At 48.3% G+C, this 20,195-nt stretch carries 22 protein-coding genes and 1 pseudogene; 9 read left to right on the top strand and 14 right to left on the bottom strand.

Annotated elements, in window-relative coordinates:
* Positions 1-4 precede the first annotated feature (4 nt).
* Together tldD and ACT6RZ_RS04590 are read left to right on the top strand one after the other, a co-directional pair.
* The gene (tldD, locus tag ACT6RZ_RS04595) at positions 5-1,444 is read left to right on the top strand and encodes a metalloprotease TldD (RefSeq protein WP_444701011.1); all 1,440 of its coding nucleotides are present in this window, start codon (positions 5-7) and stop codon (positions 1,442-1,444) included.
* Positions 1,445-1,535: 91 nt separating this feature from the next.
* A complete protein-coding gene (locus tag ACT6RZ_RS04590; protein WP_444701010.1) occupies positions 1,536-2,249 on the top strand; it encodes an RDD family protein in 714 nt (237 codons plus the stop codon).
* A gap of 9 nt (positions 2,250-2,258) precedes the next feature.
* Here the strand turns inward: ACT6RZ_RS04590 and ACT6RZ_RS04585 are convergent, their stop codons facing one another.
* On the bottom strand, positions 2,259-3,431 hold the full coding sequence (locus ACT6RZ_RS04585) for a sugar MFS transporter (protein ID WP_444701009.1): 1,173 nt from the start codon (positions 3,429-3,431) through the stop codon (positions 2,259-2,261).
* A 207-nt stretch (positions 3,432-3,638) separates the two neighbouring features.
* Here ACT6RZ_RS04585 and ACT6RZ_RS04580 point away from each other — a divergent pair, with 207 nt between their 5' ends.
* Positions 3,639-3,935: a DUF2934 domain-containing protein gene (locus tag ACT6RZ_RS04580; protein WP_444701008.1), complete on the top strand. Its 297-nt coding sequence runs from the start codon at positions 3,639-3,641 to the stop codon at positions 3,933-3,935.
* A 56-nt stretch (positions 3,936-3,991) separates the two neighbouring features.
* Here ACT6RZ_RS04580 and ACT6RZ_RS04575 read toward each other — a convergent pair whose 3' ends face one another.
* From ACT6RZ_RS04575 to ACT6RZ_RS04540, 8 genes are all read right to left on the bottom strand, one after another.
* The gene (locus ACT6RZ_RS04575; protein WP_444701007.1) at positions 3,992-5,011 is read right to left on the bottom strand and encodes a trypsin-like serine protease; all 1,020 of its coding nucleotides are present in this window, start codon (positions 5,009-5,011) and stop codon (positions 3,992-3,994) included.
* 20 nt (positions 5,012-5,031) lie between these two features.
* On the bottom strand, positions 5,032-5,508 hold the full coding sequence (locus ACT6RZ_RS04570) for a hypothetical protein (protein ID WP_444701006.1): 477 nt from the start codon (positions 5,506-5,508) through the stop codon (positions 5,032-5,034).
* Between the two features lie 224 nt (positions 5,509-5,732).
* On the bottom strand, positions 5,733-6,293 hold the full coding sequence (gene efp, locus ACT6RZ_RS04565) for an elongation factor P (protein WP_444701005.1): 561 nt from the start codon (positions 6,291-6,293) through the stop codon (positions 5,733-5,735).
* 43 nt (positions 6,294-6,336) lie between these two features.
* Positions 6,337-7,455, bottom strand: coding sequence for an elongation factor P maturation arginine rhamnosyltransferase EarP (gene earP, locus ACT6RZ_RS04560; protein WP_444701004.1), 1,119 nt, complete (start codon positions 7,453-7,455; stop codon positions 6,337-6,339).
* A 144-nt stretch (positions 7,456-7,599) separates the two neighbouring features.
* The gene (locus tag ACT6RZ_RS04555) at positions 7,600-8,103 is read right to left on the bottom strand and encodes a hypothetical protein (RefSeq protein WP_444701003.1); all 504 of its coding nucleotides are present in this window, start codon (positions 8,101-8,103) and stop codon (positions 7,600-7,602) included.
* A 329-nt stretch (positions 8,104-8,432) separates the two neighbouring features.
* Positions 8,433-9,047 (bottom strand): superoxide dismutase, encoded by a 615-nt coding sequence (locus ACT6RZ_RS04550; protein ID WP_444701002.1) that lies wholly within the window; start codon positions 9,045-9,047, stop codon positions 8,433-8,435.
* 30 nt (positions 9,048-9,077) lie between these two features.
* Positions 9,078-9,563 carry a hypothetical protein gene (locus tag ACT6RZ_RS04545; protein ID WP_444701001.1) on the bottom strand — a complete coding sequence of 162 codons (486 nt, stop codon included), beginning with the start codon at positions 9,561-9,563 and terminating at the stop codon, positions 9,078-9,080.
* Positions 9,564-9,576: 13 nt separating this feature from the next.
* Positions 9,577-10,494, bottom strand: a complete 918-nt coding sequence (locus ACT6RZ_RS04540; RefSeq protein WP_444701000.1) for a ZIP family metal transporter — start codon at positions 10,492-10,494, stop codon at positions 9,577-9,579.
* Positions 10,495-10,726: 232 nt separating this feature from the next.
* Between ACT6RZ_RS04540 and ACT6RZ_RS04535 the strand changes: the two genes are divergently transcribed.
* On the top strand, positions 10,727-11,389 hold the full coding sequence (locus tag ACT6RZ_RS04535) for an OmpA family protein (protein WP_444700999.1): 663 nt from the start codon (positions 10,727-10,729) through the stop codon (positions 11,387-11,389).
* Positions 11,390-11,466: 77 nt separating this feature from the next.
* Here ACT6RZ_RS04535 and ACT6RZ_RS04530 read toward each other — a convergent pair whose 3' ends face one another.
* The 5 genes and pseudogenes from ACT6RZ_RS04530 to ACT6RZ_RS04510 all read right to left on the bottom strand — a co-directional run.
* On the bottom strand, positions 11,467-11,859 hold the full coding sequence (locus tag ACT6RZ_RS04530; RefSeq protein ID WP_444700998.1) for a hypothetical protein: 393 nt from the start codon (positions 11,857-11,859) through the stop codon (positions 11,467-11,469).
* On the bottom strand, positions 11,859-12,200 hold the full coding sequence (locus ACT6RZ_RS04525; protein WP_444700997.1) for a heavy-metal-associated domain-containing protein: 342 nt from the start codon (positions 12,198-12,200) through the stop codon (positions 11,859-11,861). The genes ACT6RZ_RS04530 and ACT6RZ_RS04525 overlap by 1 nt, the downstream gene beginning before the upstream one ends.
* A gap of 26 nt (positions 12,201-12,226) precedes the next feature.
* A complete protein-coding gene (locus ACT6RZ_RS04520; protein ID WP_444700996.1) occupies positions 12,227-12,901 on the bottom strand; it encodes a hypothetical protein in 675 nt (224 codons plus the stop codon).
* A 90-nt stretch (positions 12,902-12,991) separates the two neighbouring features.
* Positions 12,992-13,363 carry a hypothetical protein gene (locus tag ACT6RZ_RS04515; RefSeq protein ID WP_444700995.1) on the bottom strand — a complete coding sequence of 124 codons (372 nt, stop codon included), beginning with the start codon at positions 13,361-13,363 and terminating at the stop codon, positions 12,992-12,994.
* Between the two features lie 76 nt (positions 13,364-13,439).
* A pseudogene (locus ACT6RZ_RS04510) lies at positions 13,440-13,775 on the bottom strand (GreA/GreB family elongation factor); the annotation flags it as partial.
* Between the two features lie 107 nt (positions 13,776-13,882).
* Between ACT6RZ_RS04510 and gmtY the strand changes: the two are divergent.
* Genes gmtY through ACT6RZ_RS04485 form a run of 5 tightly spaced genes read left to right on the top strand, consistent with a single transcriptional unit; the run spans position 13,883 to position 20,182 of the window.
* Positions 13,883-15,205 (top strand): gamma-mobile-trio recombinase GmtY, encoded by a 1,323-nt coding sequence (gmtY, locus tag ACT6RZ_RS04505; protein ID WP_444700994.1) that lies wholly within the window; start codon positions 13,883-13,885, stop codon positions 15,203-15,205.
* 2 nt (positions 15,206-15,207) lie between these two features.
* Positions 15,208-17,961 carry a gamma-mobile-trio integrase GmtZ gene (gene gmtZ, locus ACT6RZ_RS04500; RefSeq protein WP_444700993.1) on the top strand — a complete coding sequence of 918 codons (2,754 nt, stop codon included), beginning with the start codon at positions 15,208-15,210 and terminating at the stop codon, positions 17,959-17,961.
* Positions 17,948-18,550, top strand: a complete 603-nt coding sequence (gmtX, locus tag ACT6RZ_RS04495; RefSeq protein ID WP_444700992.1) for a gamma-mobile-trio protein GmtX — start codon at positions 17,948-17,950, stop codon at positions 18,548-18,550. Before gmtZ ends, gmtX begins: the two co-directional genes overlap by 14 nt.
* Positions 18,550-19,020 carry a transcription elongation factor GreB gene (gene greB / locus ACT6RZ_RS04490; protein ID WP_444700991.1) on the top strand — a complete coding sequence of 157 codons (471 nt, stop codon included), beginning with the start codon at positions 18,550-18,552 and terminating at the stop codon, positions 19,018-19,020. Before gmtX ends, greB begins: the two co-directional genes overlap by 1 nt.
* The gene (locus ACT6RZ_RS04485) at positions 19,013-20,182 is read left to right on the top strand and encodes a replication initiation protein (RefSeq protein WP_444700990.1); all 1,170 of its coding nucleotides are present in this window, start codon (positions 19,013-19,015) and stop codon (positions 20,180-20,182) included. The genes greB and ACT6RZ_RS04485 overlap by 8 nt, the downstream gene beginning before the upstream one ends.
* Positions 20,183-20,195: the final 13 nt, after the last annotated feature.

Here is a 20,195-nt window from a genome sequence, read left to right as displayed (position 1 = left end):
CACTATGCAAACGCTACTCACTACTGCCAATGACATGCTACTCCGCCCTGCCGGCCTGGACCAGGATGCCCTGAGCAAAGTCCTGTCTGGCATGATGACGCACAATATCGATTATGCTGACCTCTATTTCCAGTACAGCCGTAGCGAGTCGTGGGGGCTGGAAGAAGGCCAGGTAAAATCCGGCAGTTTCAATATCGACCAGGGCGTGGGCGTGCGTGCGGTCAGCGGTGAAAAAACCGCGTTCGCCTATTCAGACGACATACACCTGGATGCCTTGCAGCAAGCGGCCCAGGCCACGCGCTCTATCGCCAGTCTGGGGCAGGAAAAAACCGGCCACAGCATACTCACGCGCAGCCATGCCCCACTCTACCTGCCGCAAGACCCTATCGCCAGCCTGAGTGCTGACGCCAAAGTAAAGCTGCTGGAAAGACTGGAGCGCTATGCCAAAGCGCAAGACCCGCGTGTGACACAAGTCATGGCCTCGATCGCAGCAGAATATGAAGTAGTGATGGTCGCGCGCAGCGATGGCGTGATGGCAGGCGATGTACGTCCGCTGGTACGCCTGTCATTACAGGTGATTGCCGAACATAATGGCCGCAGGGAACAAGGCAGCAGTGGTGGTGGTGGCCGTTTTGATTACAGCTACTTCACCGATGAGGTGTTGCAGGACTACGCACAAAAAGCGGTACACCAGGCCTTGGTGAACCTGGATGCGCGCCCTGCCCCGGCTGGCAGCATGACGGTGGTGTTAGGCAGTGGCTGGCCAGGCATTTTGTTGCACGAAGCCATAGGCCACGGCCTGGAAGGTGATTTCAACCGCAAAGGCAGCTCCGCTTTCTCCAATATGATAGGCCAGCAAGTCGCCGCCAAAGGCATCACCATTGTCGATGATGGCACCATCGCCGATCGCCGCGGCTCACTGACCATGGACGACGAAGGCAATGCGCCACAAAATACCGTGCTGATAGAAGACGGTATCTTGCGTGGCTACATCCAGGATACGCTGAATGCGCGACTGATGGGCATGGGCCTGACGGGTAACGCGCGCCGCGAGAGCTATGCGCATATCCCCATGCCACGCATGACCAACACCTATATGCTGAACGGCGATAAAGACCCGCAAGAGATCATCAAGTCGGTGAAAAAAGGCCTGTATGCAGCCAACTTTGGCGGTGGCCAGGTCGACATCACCAGCGGCAAATTCGTATTCAGCGCCGCTGAAGCCTATATGATAGAAGATGGCAAGATCACCTACCCGGTCAAAGGTGCAACCCTGATCGGTAACGGGCCCGATGTGCTCACCAAAGTCAGCATGATAGGCAATGATATGCAACTGGATAGCGGTGTCGGCACCTGCGGTAAAGAAGGCCAGAGTGTGCCAGTAGGGGTAGGACAACCTACGCTGAAGATCGATGGCCTCACCGTGGGCGGCACCTCGGCTTAATGCCGCCTGGCTTAGCCATTTGTACTATACTGACAGGATGATGCGGCTTAATTAGCCAGTTTAATAATTACAATCATCTCTGGATTCATCCATGGCTACTATCACTTACCCTAGACTGATAAAAAGAGTAAGGGCTGTTCTGATCGACTGGGTATTAACGATAGTCGCGATCGTCATCAGCTTATGGGTCGGTAATGCGATAGGCGTTTCATCCGCCATCGCCAAGCTGATGTTGATCGTGTTGCCTATCCTGATTTTAGATCCCGTCCTGGTGACAGTCACTGGCGGTAGCATAGGCCATCATGTGATGGGCATACGCGTGACGCGTATGGATGGCGTGAGCAGGATCAATATTGTTGCCGCCACTGCCCGATTCATTGTCAAAACGCTATTCGGCTGGTTCTCGTTTTTTTTCGTGCTTACCACCACCAAACACCAGGCGATACATGACCTGGTCGCGTATTCAATCGTCATCAACAAGAATCCGGCAGGACTAGCCAGCTACGACGTGCTGACTGAACGGCTAGCCAAAAATGATCCCTACACTTACCCTGCAGTATGGCGCAGGCTTTTAATCATCGCAGCATACGGGTTTCTGTATGGTTTTATCCTCAGCGTTTGCTCTGCCATCTTTATCTCAGAAACATGTGTGCAATATCAACACTGCAGCGCGTCTGAGACTATCACCAGCTTTACATTATCCATACTGCTGTTACTGGGCATAGGCTGGATCACTGTCCGCGGCTGGCGTGGCAGATTGTATGGCGGCAGAAGACGGCCGCGTACCTCACCCGAGCCTGGTTAAAACAGCAGATCAATCACTGAGTTTTGTTAAGTTTCTAAAACCCAACCAGGCAATATATACATAACAAATCACAGGCAGAATAAATGCATGATGCAGCCCCAGCCTGTCGGCCAGCAAGCCTGTCAATAACGGCACGATCGCGCCACCCAGGATCGCTGTTGCCAGCAAGCCTGAAGCTTTCTTCTCCTGCCCTGCTTTCAGCCCTTTGATACCCAGGGTAAAAATGGTGGGGAACATGATGGAATTACACAGCCCGACCAACACCATACTGCCTATCGCCAGCGTGCCGGTGCTCTGCATGGAGATCAGGATCAGGATCACGGCAAGTAATGCATGCGCCATCAGCACTCTGGCAGGTGCAAACGCTTTCAGGGTGAAGATACCGAGAAAGCGGCCCACCATGGCGCCACCCCAGTAAAAAGCCACCAGCGGCGCTGCCTGGGTCTCTGTCACCTGGCTGATGTCCATCACGTAATTGACCAGAAAGCTGCCGATGGCGACTTCGGCGCCTACATAGGCGAATATGCCTATCACACCCAGCAACAAGCCTTTTTCTTTTAATACCTGCAACCAGCCAGTGTCGTCTGCTTCGCCAGTGTCCATTCCAGTCAGGTCTATGCGCGAGAGCACCAGCGCGATGATGATCAACACCGCTGCAATAAAGAAATAAGGGTAGACCACTCCTTCAGCATGTGTGGAGTTTGTCAGCGCAGACAGGATGAAGTAGGCGCCAAACAAAGGGGCGATAAAAGTGCCCAGTGAGTTGAATGCCTGGGCCATGGTCAGGCGTGAAGAAGCGGTCTCCTTTGGGCCTATGACAGACACACAGGGATTAGCCGCAACTTGCAACAACACTATGCCAGATGCCAGCACGAACAACGCGGCGAGGAACAGCGGGTAGGTATGCAACACCACCGCCGGGTAAAACAGCAGGCAGCCCAATGCCGCTAAAGTAAAGCCTATCACCATGCCCTTCTGGTAGCCGACACGTTCTATCAGTTTGCTGAAGGGGATGGAGGTCAGCCCGTAAGCGGCAAAAAAACAGAACTGCACCAGCGCCGCCTGGCTGTAGCTAAGTGAAAAAATGGCTTTCAGGTATGGCACCAGAATATCATTGAGACAGGTGATGAAGCCCATCATGAAGAACAGGATGGTGAGTGACGTCAGGGCCTTTTTATACATGGATATCCTTTAATTGCGGGTGCGCATGCACTACATCATAAATAGCCGGGCTTGAAAAGGAAATATTCCCGAATAAAGCGGCGAACTAGTGATTAAATTCAGAGTCAGCACCTTTAACGGCTTGACGGCAAGTGTTACATTTTAATAAGATGATTCACATGAGGTCACAAGCCTCACACTTTTTTCACTCTAGATCAAGGAGATATGATGGCCACCAGCAAAACCACTGACAACGGCAGTAAAAAACCTGTCGCCAAAAAAGCCGCGGCAAGCAAAGCGGTGACTGCCAAACCAGCCGCCAAAAAGACTGCCAGCAAGACCAGCGCCACCAAGACCAGCACCAGCAAGAAAAACAGTTCCCCTGCTATCGTCACCAGCGCCAATCGCCTGCAGATGATAGAAGTCGCGGCATATTACATCGCCGAGAAACATGGTTTCCACGGCCCCAGTTCTGATCACTGGCTGGCGGCAGAGAAACAGGTCGATAGCAAACTCAACGCTTGAACTTTACAGCCGGCCCGGCGCGCCTGACGATCAGCGCTGGCGGCTATAGGGAAACATCAGCGCGAGCTATAAGGAAACAATGGTGCCGAAGTAAATTGTATATCGGCACCGCTATGTTGCGCGTACTGTAAAAAGCCCAGCACTTCAGGATGGCTCAAGCGCAAGCCATATGCGACATAAGGGTATTCAGACAGAGGTACCTGCTTCTGAAAGAAAGGCCAGTGCGGGCTTGGGTTATAAAAGCGCTCGACCAGACTGGTGATGCCCAGCAACTCATATTCACCGCGCGCATTGAGCACCAGCCATGGACCGCCAGAATCGCCTACGGTAGGCATGGCGATGGTGTGATCATACTGGTCCATCTCATTCAGCCGGTTCACTGCCAGCAATGCTTTTTCGGCATGCACTAATTCCTGGGTATAGGCGAATTGGGTCTGCGCCTGCAAATGCAGCATCTCATCCATCTCGCGGTAGGCTTTGGGCAATACCTGATAGAAGTCAGACAGATCGTGCACCGGCTTACGCTCGCCGCAACGCGGGTGCCTGGTGTCTGTTTCACCATAGCCACGCCCGTAGCCGCAAATCATGATGGTCTCAGGCAATCTATCATCCAGACGGATGCGCAAGGGCTGGATAGGGCTCAATACTTTTGCCTCAAACACCAGCACCGCCACATCCTGGGTCAGGTCTTCAGATACCTTTTCGAACGGGCGGTAAAAGGCCTGCTTGAGGCTGATGTCCTCTATGCCCAGCAGTTCAGGCTGCGCGATGGAGAGCATGGGCAGATCGGTGGGGCCGGTCACCCTCACCTCTTTCAGGCAATGCGCGGCAGTGAGCAGTGTCAGCGGCTTGCGGCCGACGATGGCTGCGCTGCAGATAGAATCGTAGTACTCCCACTTTTCAACTGACTGCAGATAATGGGCATGCTGTATGCTCAGCTTGACGGTGGAAATGGCCATGCCGGGAAAGGTCAGCCCATGAATAAGGGCCTGCGTAGAATGGCCTAAGCCCAGGCCCAGACAGGCCACCAGCACAGGCATCATGTGCCTGATCAAAACCAGTCTTGATTGCCACATAAGACTAAAGCGCTTAACGCTCAGGGCAGGTTTCTGCTGGCGTTATTCTTTAATTCAACCGGGCCAAAGCAGGCTTCAAGTGACGGTTCATCATTGTCGCAGGAGATAAAACTGCGCCCATCCGGCTGAAAAAGCACATAACTGGTTTGCTCGGTATTGATCTCTGAGGTTTGCCGGGTACAGTCCAGCCCTTTATTGCTCAGGGTGACGCGGTGTGTGAGTTTGAAGAATCCCTGTCCATCCGGGTTTGGCGTGACCTCGTAGCGCGCTTCCAGCTGTTCATCGCCACTGGTAAACACCGCCGTGCCATCTTCCTTGAACCAGTAGGATTCCAGGCAACTGCTGCCGGCGACTTTAGACTCCCAGTAACCGACCAGGGGATGCTTGAGCGAGCGCGCGTCTGTCTCAGCCGCAGGCATTGAACACACAGTGAGCCCGACCAGGCTCAACAGACACATGACAATGACACGCTTGGTACTGACTTGCTGATGACGCATTGCAACCCTCCTGAAAGTGAGATGGTGTAAAGCTGTCACCGATTGTCAGTGAAAAAAATCATTCCAGACAGTGAATCATTCCTGATAATCTGCCCAACATTTCCCTAAACACGCCTTTATTCACATTGAGCTGCGCAACAAATTGAGCTGCACAATAAAAAGTGCTGCACAATAAAAAACCCCGGGCATGCCCGGGGTTTCTTTAATGCTGGTCAGCGTTGCGATTATTTCATCACACGGTTACGGTATTCACCAGTGCGGGTATCGATCTCGATCTTGTCGCCCTGGCTGACGAACAATGGGACCGGGATCTCAAAACCGGAAGCGATCTTCGCTGGCTTCATCACTTTACCTGAGGTGTCGCCTTTAACAGCTGGCTCAGTGTAAGTGATCTCACGTACCACTGTGGTTGGCAGTTCGATAGAGATCGCTTTGCCTTCGTAGAAACGCACTTCACAGGGCATGCCATCTTCCAGGTATGGCAGCGCATCTTCCATGAATTCTGCATCCACGTCATATTGGTTGTAATCGGCATCCATAAACACGTAGGTTGGATCGGCAAAGTAAGAGAAAGTCACTTCTTTCTTTTCCAGTACGATCACGTCGAACTTGTCCTGAGCGGCATACACGTTTTCGCTTGGTGCTTCAGTCAACAGGTTTTTCATTTTCATCTTCACGACCGCTGAGTTACGGCCGGATTTGTTGTATTCGGCTTTCACAACAACCATAGGATCATTACCAATCATGATCACGTTGCCTACGCGTAAGTCCTGAGCGATTTTCATACTAGAGCCTTTAAATAGAATTTGTGGATAATAAAGCGGCGCATTATACCCGATTTGCGCGCAATTTCTCAATAAAAATCACCACCTTAGTGGCCAGGTCTGGCTGCTGCGATAACTGGTTCGCATAGTGGCGCGCATGCTGCAACAGCCCTTGCCTGTGCGTCATAAAACCCTGCCAGTGCGCAGCGGACCACTCACCTGCCGCCCAGGCCTGCATCAGCCAGCGCAGTACCGCTTTTAGCTCATCATTGGCTGCTGCCTGATAGTGTTGCAAAAAGGCTGCCAGTTTTTGCAGGTGGGTGTTCTCCGCTTGCTGGTAAGGCAACCAGACCATGGGTTTGGCCGCCCAGATCGCGCGTATCCAGCTATCTTCACCGCGCACAAAGTTCAGATCACACAGCGCCAGTAACAGGTCATAGTCTATCTGCGATAAAAACGGGATCACAGTGATGCTGCAGTGTCCATGCTGTATGGTCTGCCCTGCCGCCAACGCTTGCTGACTCAGCGCCTGCGCGACCAGCGGTGCCAGCGTTTCGGGCACGATCAGCCTGACCGCTTGCGGCGAAGCCGCCAGGCATGCCAGCAAGGCTGGCACCGGGGCATGCGCGTAGCAGAACAATGAGACATTGATCGCCTCCGGCATGGCAGCCAGACCCAGATGCTGCCAGGCTGCCGTTGCTGATCGCCCGGCTCGCTCAGCCAGTGCCGGCAGAAACTGTTCACGCAACAAGCCGCCGGTCTGCGCATTAAATCCGGGGTAGAAGAAATAACGATTCAAGCCATTGGCTTGCGGAGAGGGTCTGCCATGAAAGCCGGTCACCCAGTCTTCGGCGGATAAGTAGTCTATATTCAGCCACACTGTTTCTACCGACATCAGCTGCTGATAGGCTTGCGGCAGGCCACAGCTAAAGGTCTCTATCACCACCTCTGCCGCATGCGAGAAACTGGAGGCATCCGTCCATGGCATCAAGGTGACGGATGCATGCCCTGCACCAGAAAATCGGCTGGCCAGTTCACTATCATCCACCCACAAGCGGATCTTGATCGCATGCTCATCTGCCAGCTGGCACGCCAAACGCCAGCTGACGCCGATATCGCCGAAATTATCGACCACGCGGCAGAATATATCCCAATGGGCTCTAGGTGAACTTGAAGCAGACATGTGTGGTTTAAATGAAGCGGTTAAACAAGGGTGCGAAAAGTGCGGAATAGTGTACCTGAACCGCTGGTATGTTAGTCCAGTTTGTAGGCGGCCTGACTTGTAGACTAAGTCAGCGGACTGAATCAGAAGATCTGGCTAACGAAATCAACCAGCGAACGCAGTCGCCATTTCACTGGTTTTTAACCAGGTCAGTTGCAAGGCCTGGGCATCAATCGCTGCACGGTGCTGTTGTAGCCCGTATGCATCGCGTATGCCCTGCTTGGTGTCATGCCACATCGTTTTCTGCTCGGGGCTGAGCAAAACGCTGAGATCTTCAAGCTTGAAAGCCGGGCTCATGCCAGCCGCTTCATACAGGCTGTGCAGCCAGACAAAATCCTGGTACCAGCCATCGGTATACACAGTCTGCCCGGCGAATGTCTTATTCAGGTGGATGGCGATCGCGCGCGCAGTCTGCCCGTGTTGCTCCAGCTCCTGGCGTGATTGCTGATGCAGTTTCTCCGCTTCGTCATCCCAGTGCAGCCACTCTGCATGCGGCTGTACCTGCGCACTCCAGACGGCGCCGGCCGCGTCTACATAGCCGATCTCTATCGGGTAGCTGCCTACGCCAAAGCCTGAAGCTTCAATATCCAAAATGATGGGAGGATTCATGAGTACTTTTTAATGCCTGAAATCTGTTCAGCCTGAAGGAGTCACTGTATGAGTGACTGTCATCCGGCACAGATAATTCAACCACAGATTGCCTGATTACTTGCTTAAAGTGGGATTATACGCATGCAAACTTCGATTCATAGCCGAAAAATCATGTATTTTCAGTCGCTTATCATGCTTTCGCAGTCTGCGCTGCAACAACAGAAAGCCTGCTCGGTGGCGGCATGATGCCTGCGCTGCATGACAGTGGGATGACCACCAGCCCTGGCGGCAGCAACTGGCATAGACTGCCAGCTGCTATCACATGGCTGGTGTAGACCAGCGCTGGATCAAGCCTGGCTCGCCTCCAGCCAGCGGCGTTCGACTTCGGCCCAGTTGATCACATGATAAAACGCCGCGATGTATTCCGGGCGTTTGTTCTGGTAGCGCAGATAGTATGCGTGTTCCCACACATCCAGACCCAGGATGGGGGTGTTGCCATGCATGAGCGGGCTATCCTGGTTGCCGCTGCTTTCCACCAGCAGTTTGCCTTGCGGGTTGACGCTGAGCCAGGCCCAGCCACTGCCAAAACGGCTGATGGCCGCCTGGGTGAATGCTGTTTTTAAGGCATCCAGGCCACCCAGGTCGCGGTCTATCACCGCCAGCAAACCGGCACTGGGCTGGCCATCAAACGCGGGCGTCATCACACTCCAGAACAGCGAGTGATTGGCATGACCACCGCCCTGGTTTCGCACCGCAGTCTGCAGTTTTTCCGGCAGGCTATCAAAGCGGCGCAGCAACTGCTCTACCGGTTCTTCTTCCAGGCCTGAGCCAGCCAATGCGGTATTCAGGTTATTGATATAGGTCTGGTGATGGCGCTGATGATGTATCTCCATGGTCTGCGTATCGATATGCGGTTCAAGCGCATTTACGGCATAAGGGAGAGGCGGCAGGCTGTGGGGCATGGTATTTCCTTTTTTTGTGGAGGGTAAAAATCAATGCAGGCGTGAACCGGCTGCGGTTGCGCCGGGCTCATGCGTCACCTGCGACTGTGCTTGTGTACGTGCAAGACAGGCCTCGACCAGCGGTGAAACGCGTGAGTCATGGCCCTGGGTATGCGCGAACTGGGTCAGTGCGGCAAAGGTCTCGCGTTGATGGCGGCACGCCGCTTCACGCAGCGCGGGCTCGGCGGCCGGATGGCGGCTGGACATCACCAGCCGTTCGTGAGCCATACACAGTGTGTCAGCCGCTTCGTCACTGCGTCCGAGGCGCTGCTGGGCATCGGCCAGGTTGAGGTAGCTGACCACCAGTGCCGCTACCGCATTGTCAGGCGTATCCCAGTCTGCAAAGTGCTGCAACAGCATGCTGCGTGCATGCTCATAACAGGCCAGCGCCTGCACATAAGCGCAGGCATGAAAATGCGCATTGCCTTCATGTGTCAGTGCTTTCCATGCATGGCAGATATCGTTCTGTTTCATCATGTTGCTGGCTGATTCAGGCCAGGGCGGTGTCCAGTATCATCATCAGCACAAAGCCGACCAGCAGGCCGGTGGTGGCGAACAGTTCGTGGCCCTGTCTATGTGATTCGGGTATCACCTCATGGCTGACCACGAACAGCATCGCACCTGCGGCAAAAGCCAGCCCCCATGGCAGCATGGGCTGGCTGTAGATCAGTACCGCAGCGCCGAGTACGGCAGCGACAGGTTCGACCAGGCCGGATGCAGCACCCAGCAGCGCCGATTTCCATTTACCCATGCCTACACTGCTCAGCGCGAGCGCGACCACCAGCCCTTCCGGCACATCCTGGATGGCGATGCCGGTGGCCAATGCAGCTGCGCGTGCGGCGTCATTGCCCGCAGCAGACACACCGATAGCCAGGCCTTCAGGGATGTTGTGCAGCACGATGGCAAACACGAACAACCATAGCCTGCGTATACGTTGCGCACTTTCTGTGCCGGCACCACCAAAAAAATGCTGGTGCGGCAAGGTGCGTTCCAGCAACATCAGGCAGGCCGCACCTAACAGTATCCCGCCGCCAGTGATGATAGAAGCGCCCCACGGGCCATGGCCCTGCTCCTGAGCGGATGCCAGCGCCGGTATGATCAGTGAGAAACAGGTGGCAGCCAGCATCACACCGGCACCGAAACCAAGCAGGGTATCGTGTATGCGACGACCAGGCGCGCGCGTGACCAGCATGGGCACGACGCCCAGCGCAGTGGCGAATGCAGCGATAGCGCCAGATGCCAAAGCGATACGCAAGGTCGGCTGCCCCGCGATCCAGTGCCAGGCTTCATTCAGTAAAAACAGGCTTACGACCACTGATAAGGCATAAGCGACAGAGCGCCAACCTAAATTCCGCCAGCCCAGGCTGGCTGCCGGCCTGGAACCATTTTTTCGTAAGCTGGAATGCATGTCTGACCTTTAAAATGTCGGAAAATGGATACGCATGGTGTGCATTGCTATCTTCTATCAATGCATTATAAATACGAATCATTATTATTCGCAATCAATATAATTTTTAAACGCATTTAAAAAATCTGACTCACGGCAGCAAAAAAAATTCGCCAGCAGGCGCCGGCTGACTGAACTTAGCTGGCGCATTCAGGACCAACCAAAATCACAAACACTTTCCCCGGGAGGAAAAATGCATAAGATAGTGACTGTTTCCCTGTTGAGCGCTGCCATCGCTTTATCCGGTTGCGCCAGTATGACTGAAACCCAGAAAGGCACTGCAAAAGGCGCCGGTATAGGTGCTGCGGCAGGTGGCGTGGTCGGTGCCCTGGCCAATGGCGGTAAAGGTGCGGCGATAGGCGCAGCTGTAGGTGCGGGCGCAGGTGCCATTGCCGGCAATATCTGGTCCAGAAAAATGGAAGCGCAAAGACAGGAAATGGAGCAGGCCACCGCAGGAACCGGGGTGGCGGTGACTAAAACCAGCGACAACCAGCTTAAACTGGAGATTCCCAGCGACATTTCGTTTGATAGCGGCAAGTCAGATATCAAACCCAACTTCCGCCCTATCCTGGATAAATTCGCCAGAGGCTTGCAAACTAACCAGGCAGCACGCGTGACCATTGTTGGTCATACCGACAATAGCGGCTCGGATGCAGTGAATGACCCATTATCCGTGAACCGTGCGGCCAGTGCGCGCAAGTACCTGACCGAGCGCGGCATTGCCACCAGCCGTATCACCATAGATGGTCGTGGCTCGCATGAGCCGGTTGCCGCGAATGACAATGCCGCTAACCGTGCAAAAAACCGCCGGGTAGAGATCTTTGTTGCCGAGCCCGACCCGGCAACGCCGCACTAAAACTTGCAGCTCACAAAAAAGCCGACCTGAGGTCGGCTTTTTTGTTTTAGTAAATGCTGATACCAGGCGCTTTAACGCTAGTCGAGCAGCAGTGGCGCCACAAACGCGAACAACGTGCCTATCACGAATAAAGCCAGCGAAAACAGGTAGACCCACAAACTTTGCCTGCGTGTTTTTGTGCATAAGGCGGCTAATGCCGGGTCAGCCGGGCATGGCAGTGAGCGGGCCCGCCATTGCAGCCAGCCAGCCAGCAGCAACATGGCAGCGGCCAGCCCGAACACCAGTGGTTTATGCTCGCTGATCCAGATCAGCTGTGGAAACTGGCTGATCAAACTGGTCAGCGTCGCCACTGAACCGATCGCCACCAGCGTCGCGGGCAATGCGCAACAGATCAAGGTCGAGCCGCTGGTGAATAGTGACAGCAGATTGAGCCGCCTGGACGCCTGCAGACTATCTATGCCGGTAGCCATCACTTGCCGCCTGCTTTTGCCGCATTCGCCACCTGCGCTTGTATTTCGGCCAGGCTCAGGCTCACGCGCTCTATTTTGCTGACGGAGTAGCCGGCGTCCTGAATCACCTTGTTAAAGCTTTCATCAGAGACATCCTTGCCGTCTTTCAATTGCAAGGCCACCACGCGGCTTTTTAAATCAACAAAGGCGCCCTGCCCTTCCGGCAATGCCTTGAGCTTTTTCTCTATGCCTTTGGCGCAAAACGCGCACACCATGCCATTGACTTCGGCTTTGATAGTGGTCACCGCAAAAGCGGGAGTAGCCATGGCAGATAACATCAGGGCGATCAGAATTTTTTTCATAGTCATATCCTTTTAAAATTAACTGGTTAAAACACAAACATGGCATTCAGGCGCGGCGCAAAGCCTTCTCCCTGCCATGGATTGGTCACACCGAATTCGAGAAAATAGTTTTTGTTGATCAGGCGTAATGCAGGCGTGAGCTGCAGGCCAGGGTCGTTATTGCGCATGGTTTTGGCTTCGATGACGAACCACGGTTGGGTCTGGTCAAACCCGGTCTCATAAAACGAGAAACCGGCCTGCACCGCCGCTGTGTCATAGTTCATGCCCGGCGCCCTGACCATGCGCGCCTTGGCCAGAAAATACAGCCGGGTCGATTCCATATCAAACTGCAGGCTGGGAGTGTAGGCAAAGCCATCGTGCTGGCCTCTGGCCTCACCTACGCTGCCGTTAAACCAGATATTGGCTTGCGCGGCTGGCAGGTTCCAGCGTTTGATCAACCCGGTGTAATTGACACCAGTGATGGTGGTCGCCCGCTCGCCTTTACCCGACATGCGCATCTGCTCCACGCCTATGGCATGCCCAAGTGCGGGCGAGTAGTTCAACATCCATTCCTGGTTATAGCGACCGATCTCGGTCATGAGCATGGCGCTGTCTTCAAAGCCCATCAGTGCCGCCGCCTGGGCTGGCAACGCTAACTGGCTTAAAAACAAGAAACCCGCTGAGAAAACGCACAAAGGTGCAATCGTGTATTGCTTATACATAAACCCTCCATATGCAACTGGTCAAAAACGCTTTAAAGCAAAGCGTGATCTACATGGGGGACAGATCAACAGACGGATCTGTCCTGCCTGCTAGCTGGATATGGGTGGTTTAATGGCGGGGGGGTAGGATAGTGAGTGTACAGGCGCGGCCAGGAATAATGGCGCAGCCGAACCTGAAGCTATCAGTGGTATATGCGGCAAGGCATGAAAATGCGCTACACCGCCGCTGATGGCGCAGAACCCGCATACATCACAGTGATGTGGCTGCGGCGTGCCGGTTTCGCTGGCCTTTTCAGCAGCGTTTGTTGCATGCTGGTGGCAAGGCATCTCACTGGCAGACACATGCGCATGCGCCGCTAGCGGCTGCAACTGCGACAGCATCATTTGCATGGACATGACGTTAGCAGCCATGCCCAGGCATGGCAACCAGCAGATCAGGAAAATGCAAAGACGTTGTTTCATAGCGACAGTATAGAGGTACCAGGCTTATTTTAGTTCAAAAGTCGTGCCGTCAGGCGCTTATTCATAACGGATATCCTTATTCATAACGGATATCTGTGATTTCGTATTCGGTTTCAGCCGCCGGGGTGACCACACGCACCGCATCACCTAGATTCTTGCCCAATAAAGCTTTCGCCATAGGTGCCACCCACGAGATATAGCCTTGCGTAGGGTCCAGTTCATCCTGGCCGACGATGCGGATAACAATCTCACTGTCATCCTCAAGGTTGAACAAGGTCACCCAGGCACCAAAAAAAACTTTTTCTGTATTGGTTTGCGTGCGGCTATAGACGATCTCGGCTGACTCCATGCGCTTGGTGAGAAAACGGATGCGGCTATCGATCTGGCGCAAGCGTTTTTTGCCATAGATATATTATAACCCCTATAAGAAATATACTTTTTGAGTGTTGATTTACCAATTTCTAATGATAGGATGAATCGTCTATCAATGAAAAAGCCGATTACTAAATAAAATTTATTATGCCTTTTGTTACAAAAATTCATGTCAATTATGTGGATTGTGAGTGCGGTCAAAAATTTAAATTTCCAGCTCTAATTACTGAATCCGGAATCATCATTAGCCATCTAAGATATTTAAGCTGGAACTCGAATAAAAGTGAGTCCTGGCGAGAGCGCTCGATTTTCGCATTACGATTGCTAATTGAATTTATAAATGCAAATAACAGTTTTGAGAAAACCACAGAACTCTTAAAAGCTTTCACTCTAAGCCTTGTTACCGGCACAATCGACTACAAGGATATGTTCGATAAAACTGGGTTATTTTGGCGCCCAAGAAAAACTGCTGATGCAAACAGCCTACTCGGGCACATTACTCAATATACAGACTTTCTAGCAGCTCAAGAAGGACATGAGAAATCACGTAGCAATCCATTTAAAAAAGCGACTTCTTATGAAGAGAGGCTTAACTGGTGTGCCTATTATCACAAACAAGCAAATGTTTTTTTAAATCACCTTTCCTCAAGTCATGACGCAAAACATGCGAATAAACAGATAAGACTGATTCAGACATTTGAAAGTCAATACATCGATATAGAACCCGTAATTAGATTTCCAGATGAGCATTTAGAAAATTTACTGACGGTTGGCTGTCTACGGAAAGATGGAACAACTGACTTCCAACTTCAAGCAATGATTTTTTTAATGAGTTTTGGCGGAATACGCAAAAGTGAGTTATTTCACCTTTATGTTGGCGACATCACTTTGCACCCAATTCGTAAAAACGAAGCGATGATTCGGGTATACCATCCTGAGATTGGAGAGTCCCCGACCTCAACCTATAAAAATAGAATGGAATATTTGGAAGCTACAACCACCTACACTAGTCGCACCAAATATAGGAATACAGAAAGATTGTTCTCAGGTTGGAAAGAACCACTACTAACAAGTAAAAGTGGCTATTTTGAAATTGTATTTTGCCCGCCAGCAATGGCTGAGAGATTTCTAGGAATATGGGCAAGCTATTTGAAGTATCAGAGAGTTGAGCCTCCAAAAAGCAAACCTCACCCTTTTGCATTTACTCAATTGAATGGTGACCCGGAGACTTTAAAAAACTTCCAAAGAAAATATGAAATTGCCATAAATAAAATCGGACTCAAACTTAAAAAATCCCATGGCACTACAGAACATGGACATAGGCACGCTTATGGGTATCGCGCAAAATTATTAGGCCTTGATCCAGTTGAAATGCAAAAAGCCATGCATCACAAGAGTGCACTCTCTCACTTGGTATACACGCAACCGACTTATGAAGAAATCAGACAAAAAATGGACGGCATAAAATAATAATGCACGATAGCAGATCGATTACTAAAGCCATTCGAGGCACAAAATATACTCTTGTCGAACTCAAAGCAGAATGTAAGAGTCTGGGCATTCGTAACAGTGTTGATTACAAAAGAGAATACAGTCTCCATGGTTTTCCAGCTCACCCAGAGAGAACTTATTCGTTTGAATGGATAAGTTACAAAGATTTCTTTGATATTCCAGAGTTTTTATCCTACAGCGACCTAAAAAGGGTTGTTCAACGAAATAATATTGACTCACAAAAGTCTTACAAAAAATTTATTTTAAGCTTAAATGACCCGACATTTCCTTTAGATCCACAAGGTGTATATGCGAACACTTGGGAGAATTGGTATAAGTTTCTTGGCAAAGAGGAGCCATTCACAACTATATTTATCCATCAAGACTTTAGGCAATGGGCTATAAAAATTGATGAGTTCATGAAGGTAGCTAAGGGGGGGCAAACCAAGCTAAGTCACCTATGTAGATTCGTGCGTTTTTTTATTGAGAGAGTTGATAAAAGTAAATCACCGACTGAACTTTTAACCAAAGAAAAAGTGGATGTCAGAGCATTTAGAGAATTAGTAAACAATCTAGCAGCACAAAACTTGCAAAGAAAAATGATTGTTGCAGTTAATGAGTTTCTTGATTATGTAATCGAGAATGAGCTTACATTTGAAGATGAAGAAACTGGAGAAATTGAAAGAGTATTAGATGCAAGGAATCCATTCTTATATGTCCCAACAAACCAATATTCAAGTAGCGCACCAAACGAAACAACAAAGCCCTATCTTCAATATCATTTTGTTAAAAAAGCACAGGAGTGGTTAGTGCCTCATCATGCAAAATCATTCAAAGACTTAAAACATCTACAAGTATTCGATGCTGATTGGATTCAAGTTGATGAGAGTTTGATAGATAGAAACGACAAAAATTGCGTTTATAAAAGAATTGGGAGTCAGTTTTATATTTGGGTTCCTATTGATTGGTTACATTTATATGCCCTTACCAAGATACCTTTGCGTGGCATTCAAATTGCATATAACGACTCAGGAGAAGCTGATAACTTTATTGCTGACCTCGATGAGACAGGGCGGATTATTTGGCATAAGAACCCTTCTCCACTTGCTGGTCTTACATCAAAACAATCGTTCATTATGCAAATGTCAGAGGATGGGCAACTTGGTACATTTGTAACAACGAACAAAACCAAAAACGATGGAAAATCTTACTCAATCCCTTGGATGCCAGAAGACTTGGCTTATTGGTTGATTATACTCAGGAAGTGGCAGCAAAAATACAACTCAATCAACAGCCCAACAACCTGGAGCGATTGCAAGCGAACTAATTTTAATGTCACTCAGTTAAAAGCTAAGGGTATAAACTGTTTTTTATTCAGGGCATTTAAGGATATAGAGCCTAAGAACATATCAAATGCGCTTGCACCCCGATTAGCAGCTACTTTATACAACATTCAGCCAAGCAACCTTAGGTTAGCGACTTGCAATAAAAGCTTGGCATCTCTATCTGGATACGAATCCAAGTACACACCTCACTCCATGAGAGTAAGTTTAATAACCGCATACATAATGGAAATGGGTATGCCGGTGGAAATTGTGATGAAAATTGTGGGTCACTCATCAGTTGTAATGACCATCTACTATTGCAAAGTCACAAACAGTGATATCAGACAAAAGCTTGAGGAGGGAGAAAAAATTGCTCTCAAATCACAAGCAATTTCTACCCAAAAGGTTATTGAACAAAATAGAATTGAAGAAGTTAAAAATCATTTAGTAGCATCAAACTCAGAATTGCTTGCATCCTTAACGAATGCAATTCCCGCAGGTAATTTTGTATTTAGAGATTTCGGAATTTGCCCATTTGCTGCCTCAAGATGTGATGATGGGGGCGATATTATTGGCGCATCCCAAGTTAGATCACCCGTTCCTTCCGGATACATTGGTTCACAAAACTGCATTCGATGCAGACATTTTTTGACTGGTCCCGCCTACTTGGGTGGACTTTTATCCATAACAAATGAAATCTTACTACAAGCAAATATTCAAACTGAAAAATGTAACGAGCTGCAAAAAGAAATTAATGTGGTAACGGACAGATTAAACGCTATTGATCGAGAAGAATACCTAGCAAACATTCGTGGAGAAAAATTAAATCAATTTGAAAGACAGGAGCTTGAATCGACAATAAGAGTTTTAGAATCAGATTATGAAAATGCAGCAAAAAAACTTGATGTTTACTTATGTGATATTCAATCAGCTTACAAATTAGTCAAACTCAACCAAAGCATCATAAATAAAGAATCAACAACACAAAATAATGATGAAAATATTTTTTCTCTAATAACCATGCAAGACTCTGAGCTTCAAATCGAGATTAACGAGTCTTCGTATTTTCAGCAACTTCAAGAGGTTTGTGAAAATGCGACAATTTATAGATCAGCATCTGCAAAAAATGCCATCTTACCAAGGACTCAACTTCTTGATCAAATGGCATACGTTAATGGGATTGCTCCTCAAATGTTTCTGCTTTCTGAATCAGAGCAGCTAATTGCTGGGAATGAAATGTTCAAGCTGTTAAAAAATAGACTTAAAACTTGGTCGAAAATCAATCAAGTTTTGCATGGAGAAATTCTCTTACAAGATCTCAGTGATGATGAACAAATATATCCTACAGAAATTAAATTCATAACTAAAATTGAAAGCGGGATGTTAGGAGGAATGAATGAATCCAGCTGAGATACTATCAAAACTAAAGGAAAATGCCTCGAAAAAGACTCAAGTAACCTTGGATGCTATTTACGAAATCTGCATTGAGCAAAAAGAGAGAGGGCTTGATGACTTTTCTATAGTCACCATAGCAAAACTTGGACATAAGCGCGGTGTTCCACAAGCGCAAAGTATCAGAAATAAATCAGGAGAACCCTATAGAGCACTTTTACGGGCTTTTCTAGAATCTACCCCTAAAAAAATAAAAATAGATACCCCTAGAAAAGATGAGGATTGGATTGAAGAAATTGCTAATCCCAAGCATAAATTACTGGTACTAATAATGGCTGCAGAGCTTAAATCTGCAAATCAAAAGTTAAAAGAAATCCTCCCGCCAAGCCTAAGAATTGATGTGTATGATCACAAATCTCAGTCGGAACCATTGTGTAAACTTGATGATATAGAACGGAGAGCGCTCGAATATTTAATCTCCGAAAGATTTCAAAACAAATGGAATTTCAAGCCTACAGAATATGGAGAATATGAGAATGAGAGAGGCGAAATAATTTTTAAAGCAGGGACGTTATCGGCAATTAAAAAAGCACTGGATAGTATGTAATGAAATCAAAAATAATTACTAGAGAAGGTTACCAAAAGCTTATTGCTGAGCATAATCGCTTATGGAAAGAGGAGCGCCCAGAAATCACAAAAATGGTTGCGTGGGCTGCAAGCCTAGGAGATCGATCAGACAATGCTGACTATCAAACAAATAAACAAGCATTACGTAAAATCGATAGACGCATTCGATTTCTTGAGGTCACTTTAAGAGACATTAAAGTAGTTGACTACGATCCTCAACAAGAGGGAAAAGCCTTTTTTGGGGCTTGGGTAACTTTAGAAGATGAAAATGGTAAAGAGCTTAAATTTAGGATTGTTGGCCCTGAGGAAATTTATGAGAGAAAAGACTACATTTCTATTGACTCGCCTATCGCAAGAGCTTGTATTGGGAAATCTGTCGATGACGAAATCCTGGTTAAAGCACCCTACTCCACTGACTGCTGGATAATTACCTCAGTAACATATGCATAACTCTACGAAAAATCCTGAACCATTTCTTAAAGGGATTAACCTTGTAGATTTAATTTTTTTTAATGATAGAAATAAAGTTATCACCATCCTTCAATGGAGGTTTTTCAATGCGCTTCTCAGCGTAGGCTTTATTTCAGAGCAGCAATCAGGTTTGATTAAAGTTTCTGCAATAAAGAAAATTGCATCGGTAACCTCCAACTCAGATATTCGAGACACGTTACTTGGCCTAAATGATCTACGATTTAGCAACCAAGCTGGGCAGATCAAAGTTATCAATCAACCTATAAAAGTACTTACATCAAATGATGGTATTAGATTCGAAATAAATAAAACACTCTTTGAGCTTCAAAAAACAAGTCATAGATTTATTACATTAGATATTTCAAGCTTAAAAGCACTAAAAAGTTACTACATTGCTTTGATATACGAAATGATAATTGGGAATGAGACTTATGCAACAAAACCCACATCAATCGAAGATTTCGTTAACAAATTACAACCTATTAAAGAACACCAAGGGTATTTAATTGAGTTTAAATTTTTAAACTCAAGAGTGATTCAACCTGCAATCAAACAAATTAATACACATACTGAATACGATATATCTCTTCGAAAACACAAAACTGGACGAAATGTAACGGCAATTTCATTCGAAATAAGCCGAAAACCTTACCATATCAGATTTCAAAATGCCGACTCAAGTGTAGCTAAATCAGAACTAAACAAGGTTGGATTTAATCAAGAAGTTGTTGATCACATTATGTTAAAACACTCGCCAATCCATATCTTGGCAAATTTAGATTACGTTTCGAAACTTAATAAAAAAGATATAACAAACCATCAGGGTTATGTTCGAGCAGCCATAAGTAAAAACTATGCTCGAGTCGAGAACACATCAATAAAGTGTGCTCTTTCAGCTAACAATAAAATAGTAATGGTCAGCACAGATAAAAAGTTAAACCTAAGTGATAAGAAAAATATTGAGGCTTTGCTCAATCAACCAAATATTGAAAAAGAACACATAACAACAAGTTTTGAATTGTTTCTAAATGAAAATCTTTCATTTTTAAAAGAGAGATACCTAGCATATGGTTTCAATTCAAACACCGTATGTGTAGCTTTCGCATTATTTCGCTCACGATATTCTGCACAAGAAATTTAAGCCAAATCAAATG

Origin of the sequence: Methylophilus sp. (assembly GCF_052437885.1) — a bacterium.
Lineage (GTDB): Bacteria > Pseudomonadota > Gammaproteobacteria > Burkholderiales > Methylophilaceae > Methylophilus.
The sequence above is the reverse complement of the archived record's forward strand: the minus strand, read 5'-3'. Positions and strand labels throughout refer to the sequence as shown.

Coding starts and splice junctions, on each gene's coding strand:
- tldD (WP_444701011.1), top strand. CDS start 5: ATGCAAACGCTACTCACTACTGCCAATGACATGCTACTCCGCCCTGCC.
- ACT6RZ_RS04590 (WP_444701010.1), top strand. CDS start 1,536: ATGGCTACTATCACTTACCCTAGACTGATAAAAAGAGTAAGGGCTGTT.
- ACT6RZ_RS04585 (WP_444701009.1), bottom strand. CDS start 3,431: ATGTATAAAAAGGCCCTGACGTCACTCACCATCCTGTTCTTCATGATG.
- ACT6RZ_RS04580 (WP_444701008.1), top strand. CDS start 3,639: ATGGCCACCAGCAAAACCACTGACAACGGCAGTAAAAAACCTGTCGCC.
- ACT6RZ_RS04575 (WP_444701007.1), bottom strand. CDS start 5,011: ATGTGGCAATCAAGACTGGTTTTGATCAGGCACATGATGCCTGTGCTG.
- ACT6RZ_RS04570 (WP_444701006.1), bottom strand. CDS start 5,508: ATGCGTCATCAGCAAGTCAGTACCAAGCGTGTCATTGTCATGTGTCTG.
- efp (WP_444701005.1), bottom strand. CDS start 6,293: ATGAAAATCGCTCAGGACTTACGCGTAGGCAACGTGATCATGATTGGT.
- earP (WP_444701004.1), bottom strand. CDS start 7,455: ATGTCTGCTTCAAGTTCACCTAGAGCCCATTGGGATATATTCTGCCGC.
- ACT6RZ_RS04555 (WP_444701003.1), bottom strand. CDS start 8,103: ATGAATCCTCCCATCATTTTGGATATTGAAGCTTCAGGCTTTGGCGTA.
- ACT6RZ_RS04550 (WP_444701002.1), bottom strand. CDS start 9,047: ATGCCCCACAGCCTGCCGCCTCTCCCTTATGCCGTAAATGCGCTTGAA.
- ACT6RZ_RS04545 (WP_444701001.1), bottom strand. CDS start 9,563: ATGATGAAACAGAACGATATCTGCCATGCATGGAAAGCACTGACACAT.
- ACT6RZ_RS04540 (WP_444701000.1), bottom strand. CDS start 10,494: ATGCATTCCAGCTTACGAAAAAATGGTTCCAGGCCGGCAGCCAGCCTG.
- ACT6RZ_RS04535 (WP_444700999.1), top strand. CDS start 10,727: ATGCATAAGATAGTGACTGTTTCCCTGTTGAGCGCTGCCATCGCTTTA.
- ACT6RZ_RS04530 (WP_444700998.1), bottom strand. CDS start 11,859: ATGGCTACCGGCATAGATAGTCTGCAGGCGTCCAGGCGGCTCAATCTG.
- ACT6RZ_RS04525 (WP_444700997.1), bottom strand. CDS start 12,200: ATGAAAAAAATTCTGATCGCCCTGATGTTATCTGCCATGGCTACTCCC.
- ACT6RZ_RS04520 (WP_444700996.1), bottom strand. CDS start 12,901: ATGTATAAGCAATACACGATTGCACCTTTGTGCGTTTTCTCAGCGGGT.
- ACT6RZ_RS04515 (WP_444700995.1), bottom strand. CDS start 13,363: ATGAAACAACGTCTTTGCATTTTCCTGATCTGCTGGTTGCCATGCCTG.
- gmtY (WP_444700994.1), top strand. CDS start 13,883: ATGCCTTTTGTTACAAAAATTCATGTCAATTATGTGGATTGTGAGTGC.
- gmtZ (WP_444700993.1), top strand. CDS start 15,208: ATGCACGATAGCAGATCGATTACTAAAGCCATTCGAGGCACAAAATAT.
- gmtX (WP_444700992.1), top strand. CDS start 17,948: ATGAATCCAGCTGAGATACTATCAAAACTAAAGGAAAATGCCTCGAAA.
- greB (WP_444700991.1), top strand. CDS start 18,550: ATGAAATCAAAAATAATTACTAGAGAAGGTTACCAAAAGCTTATTGCT.
- ACT6RZ_RS04485 (WP_444700990.1), top strand. CDS start 19,013: ATGCATAACTCTACGAAAAATCCTGAACCATTTCTTAAAGGGATTAAC.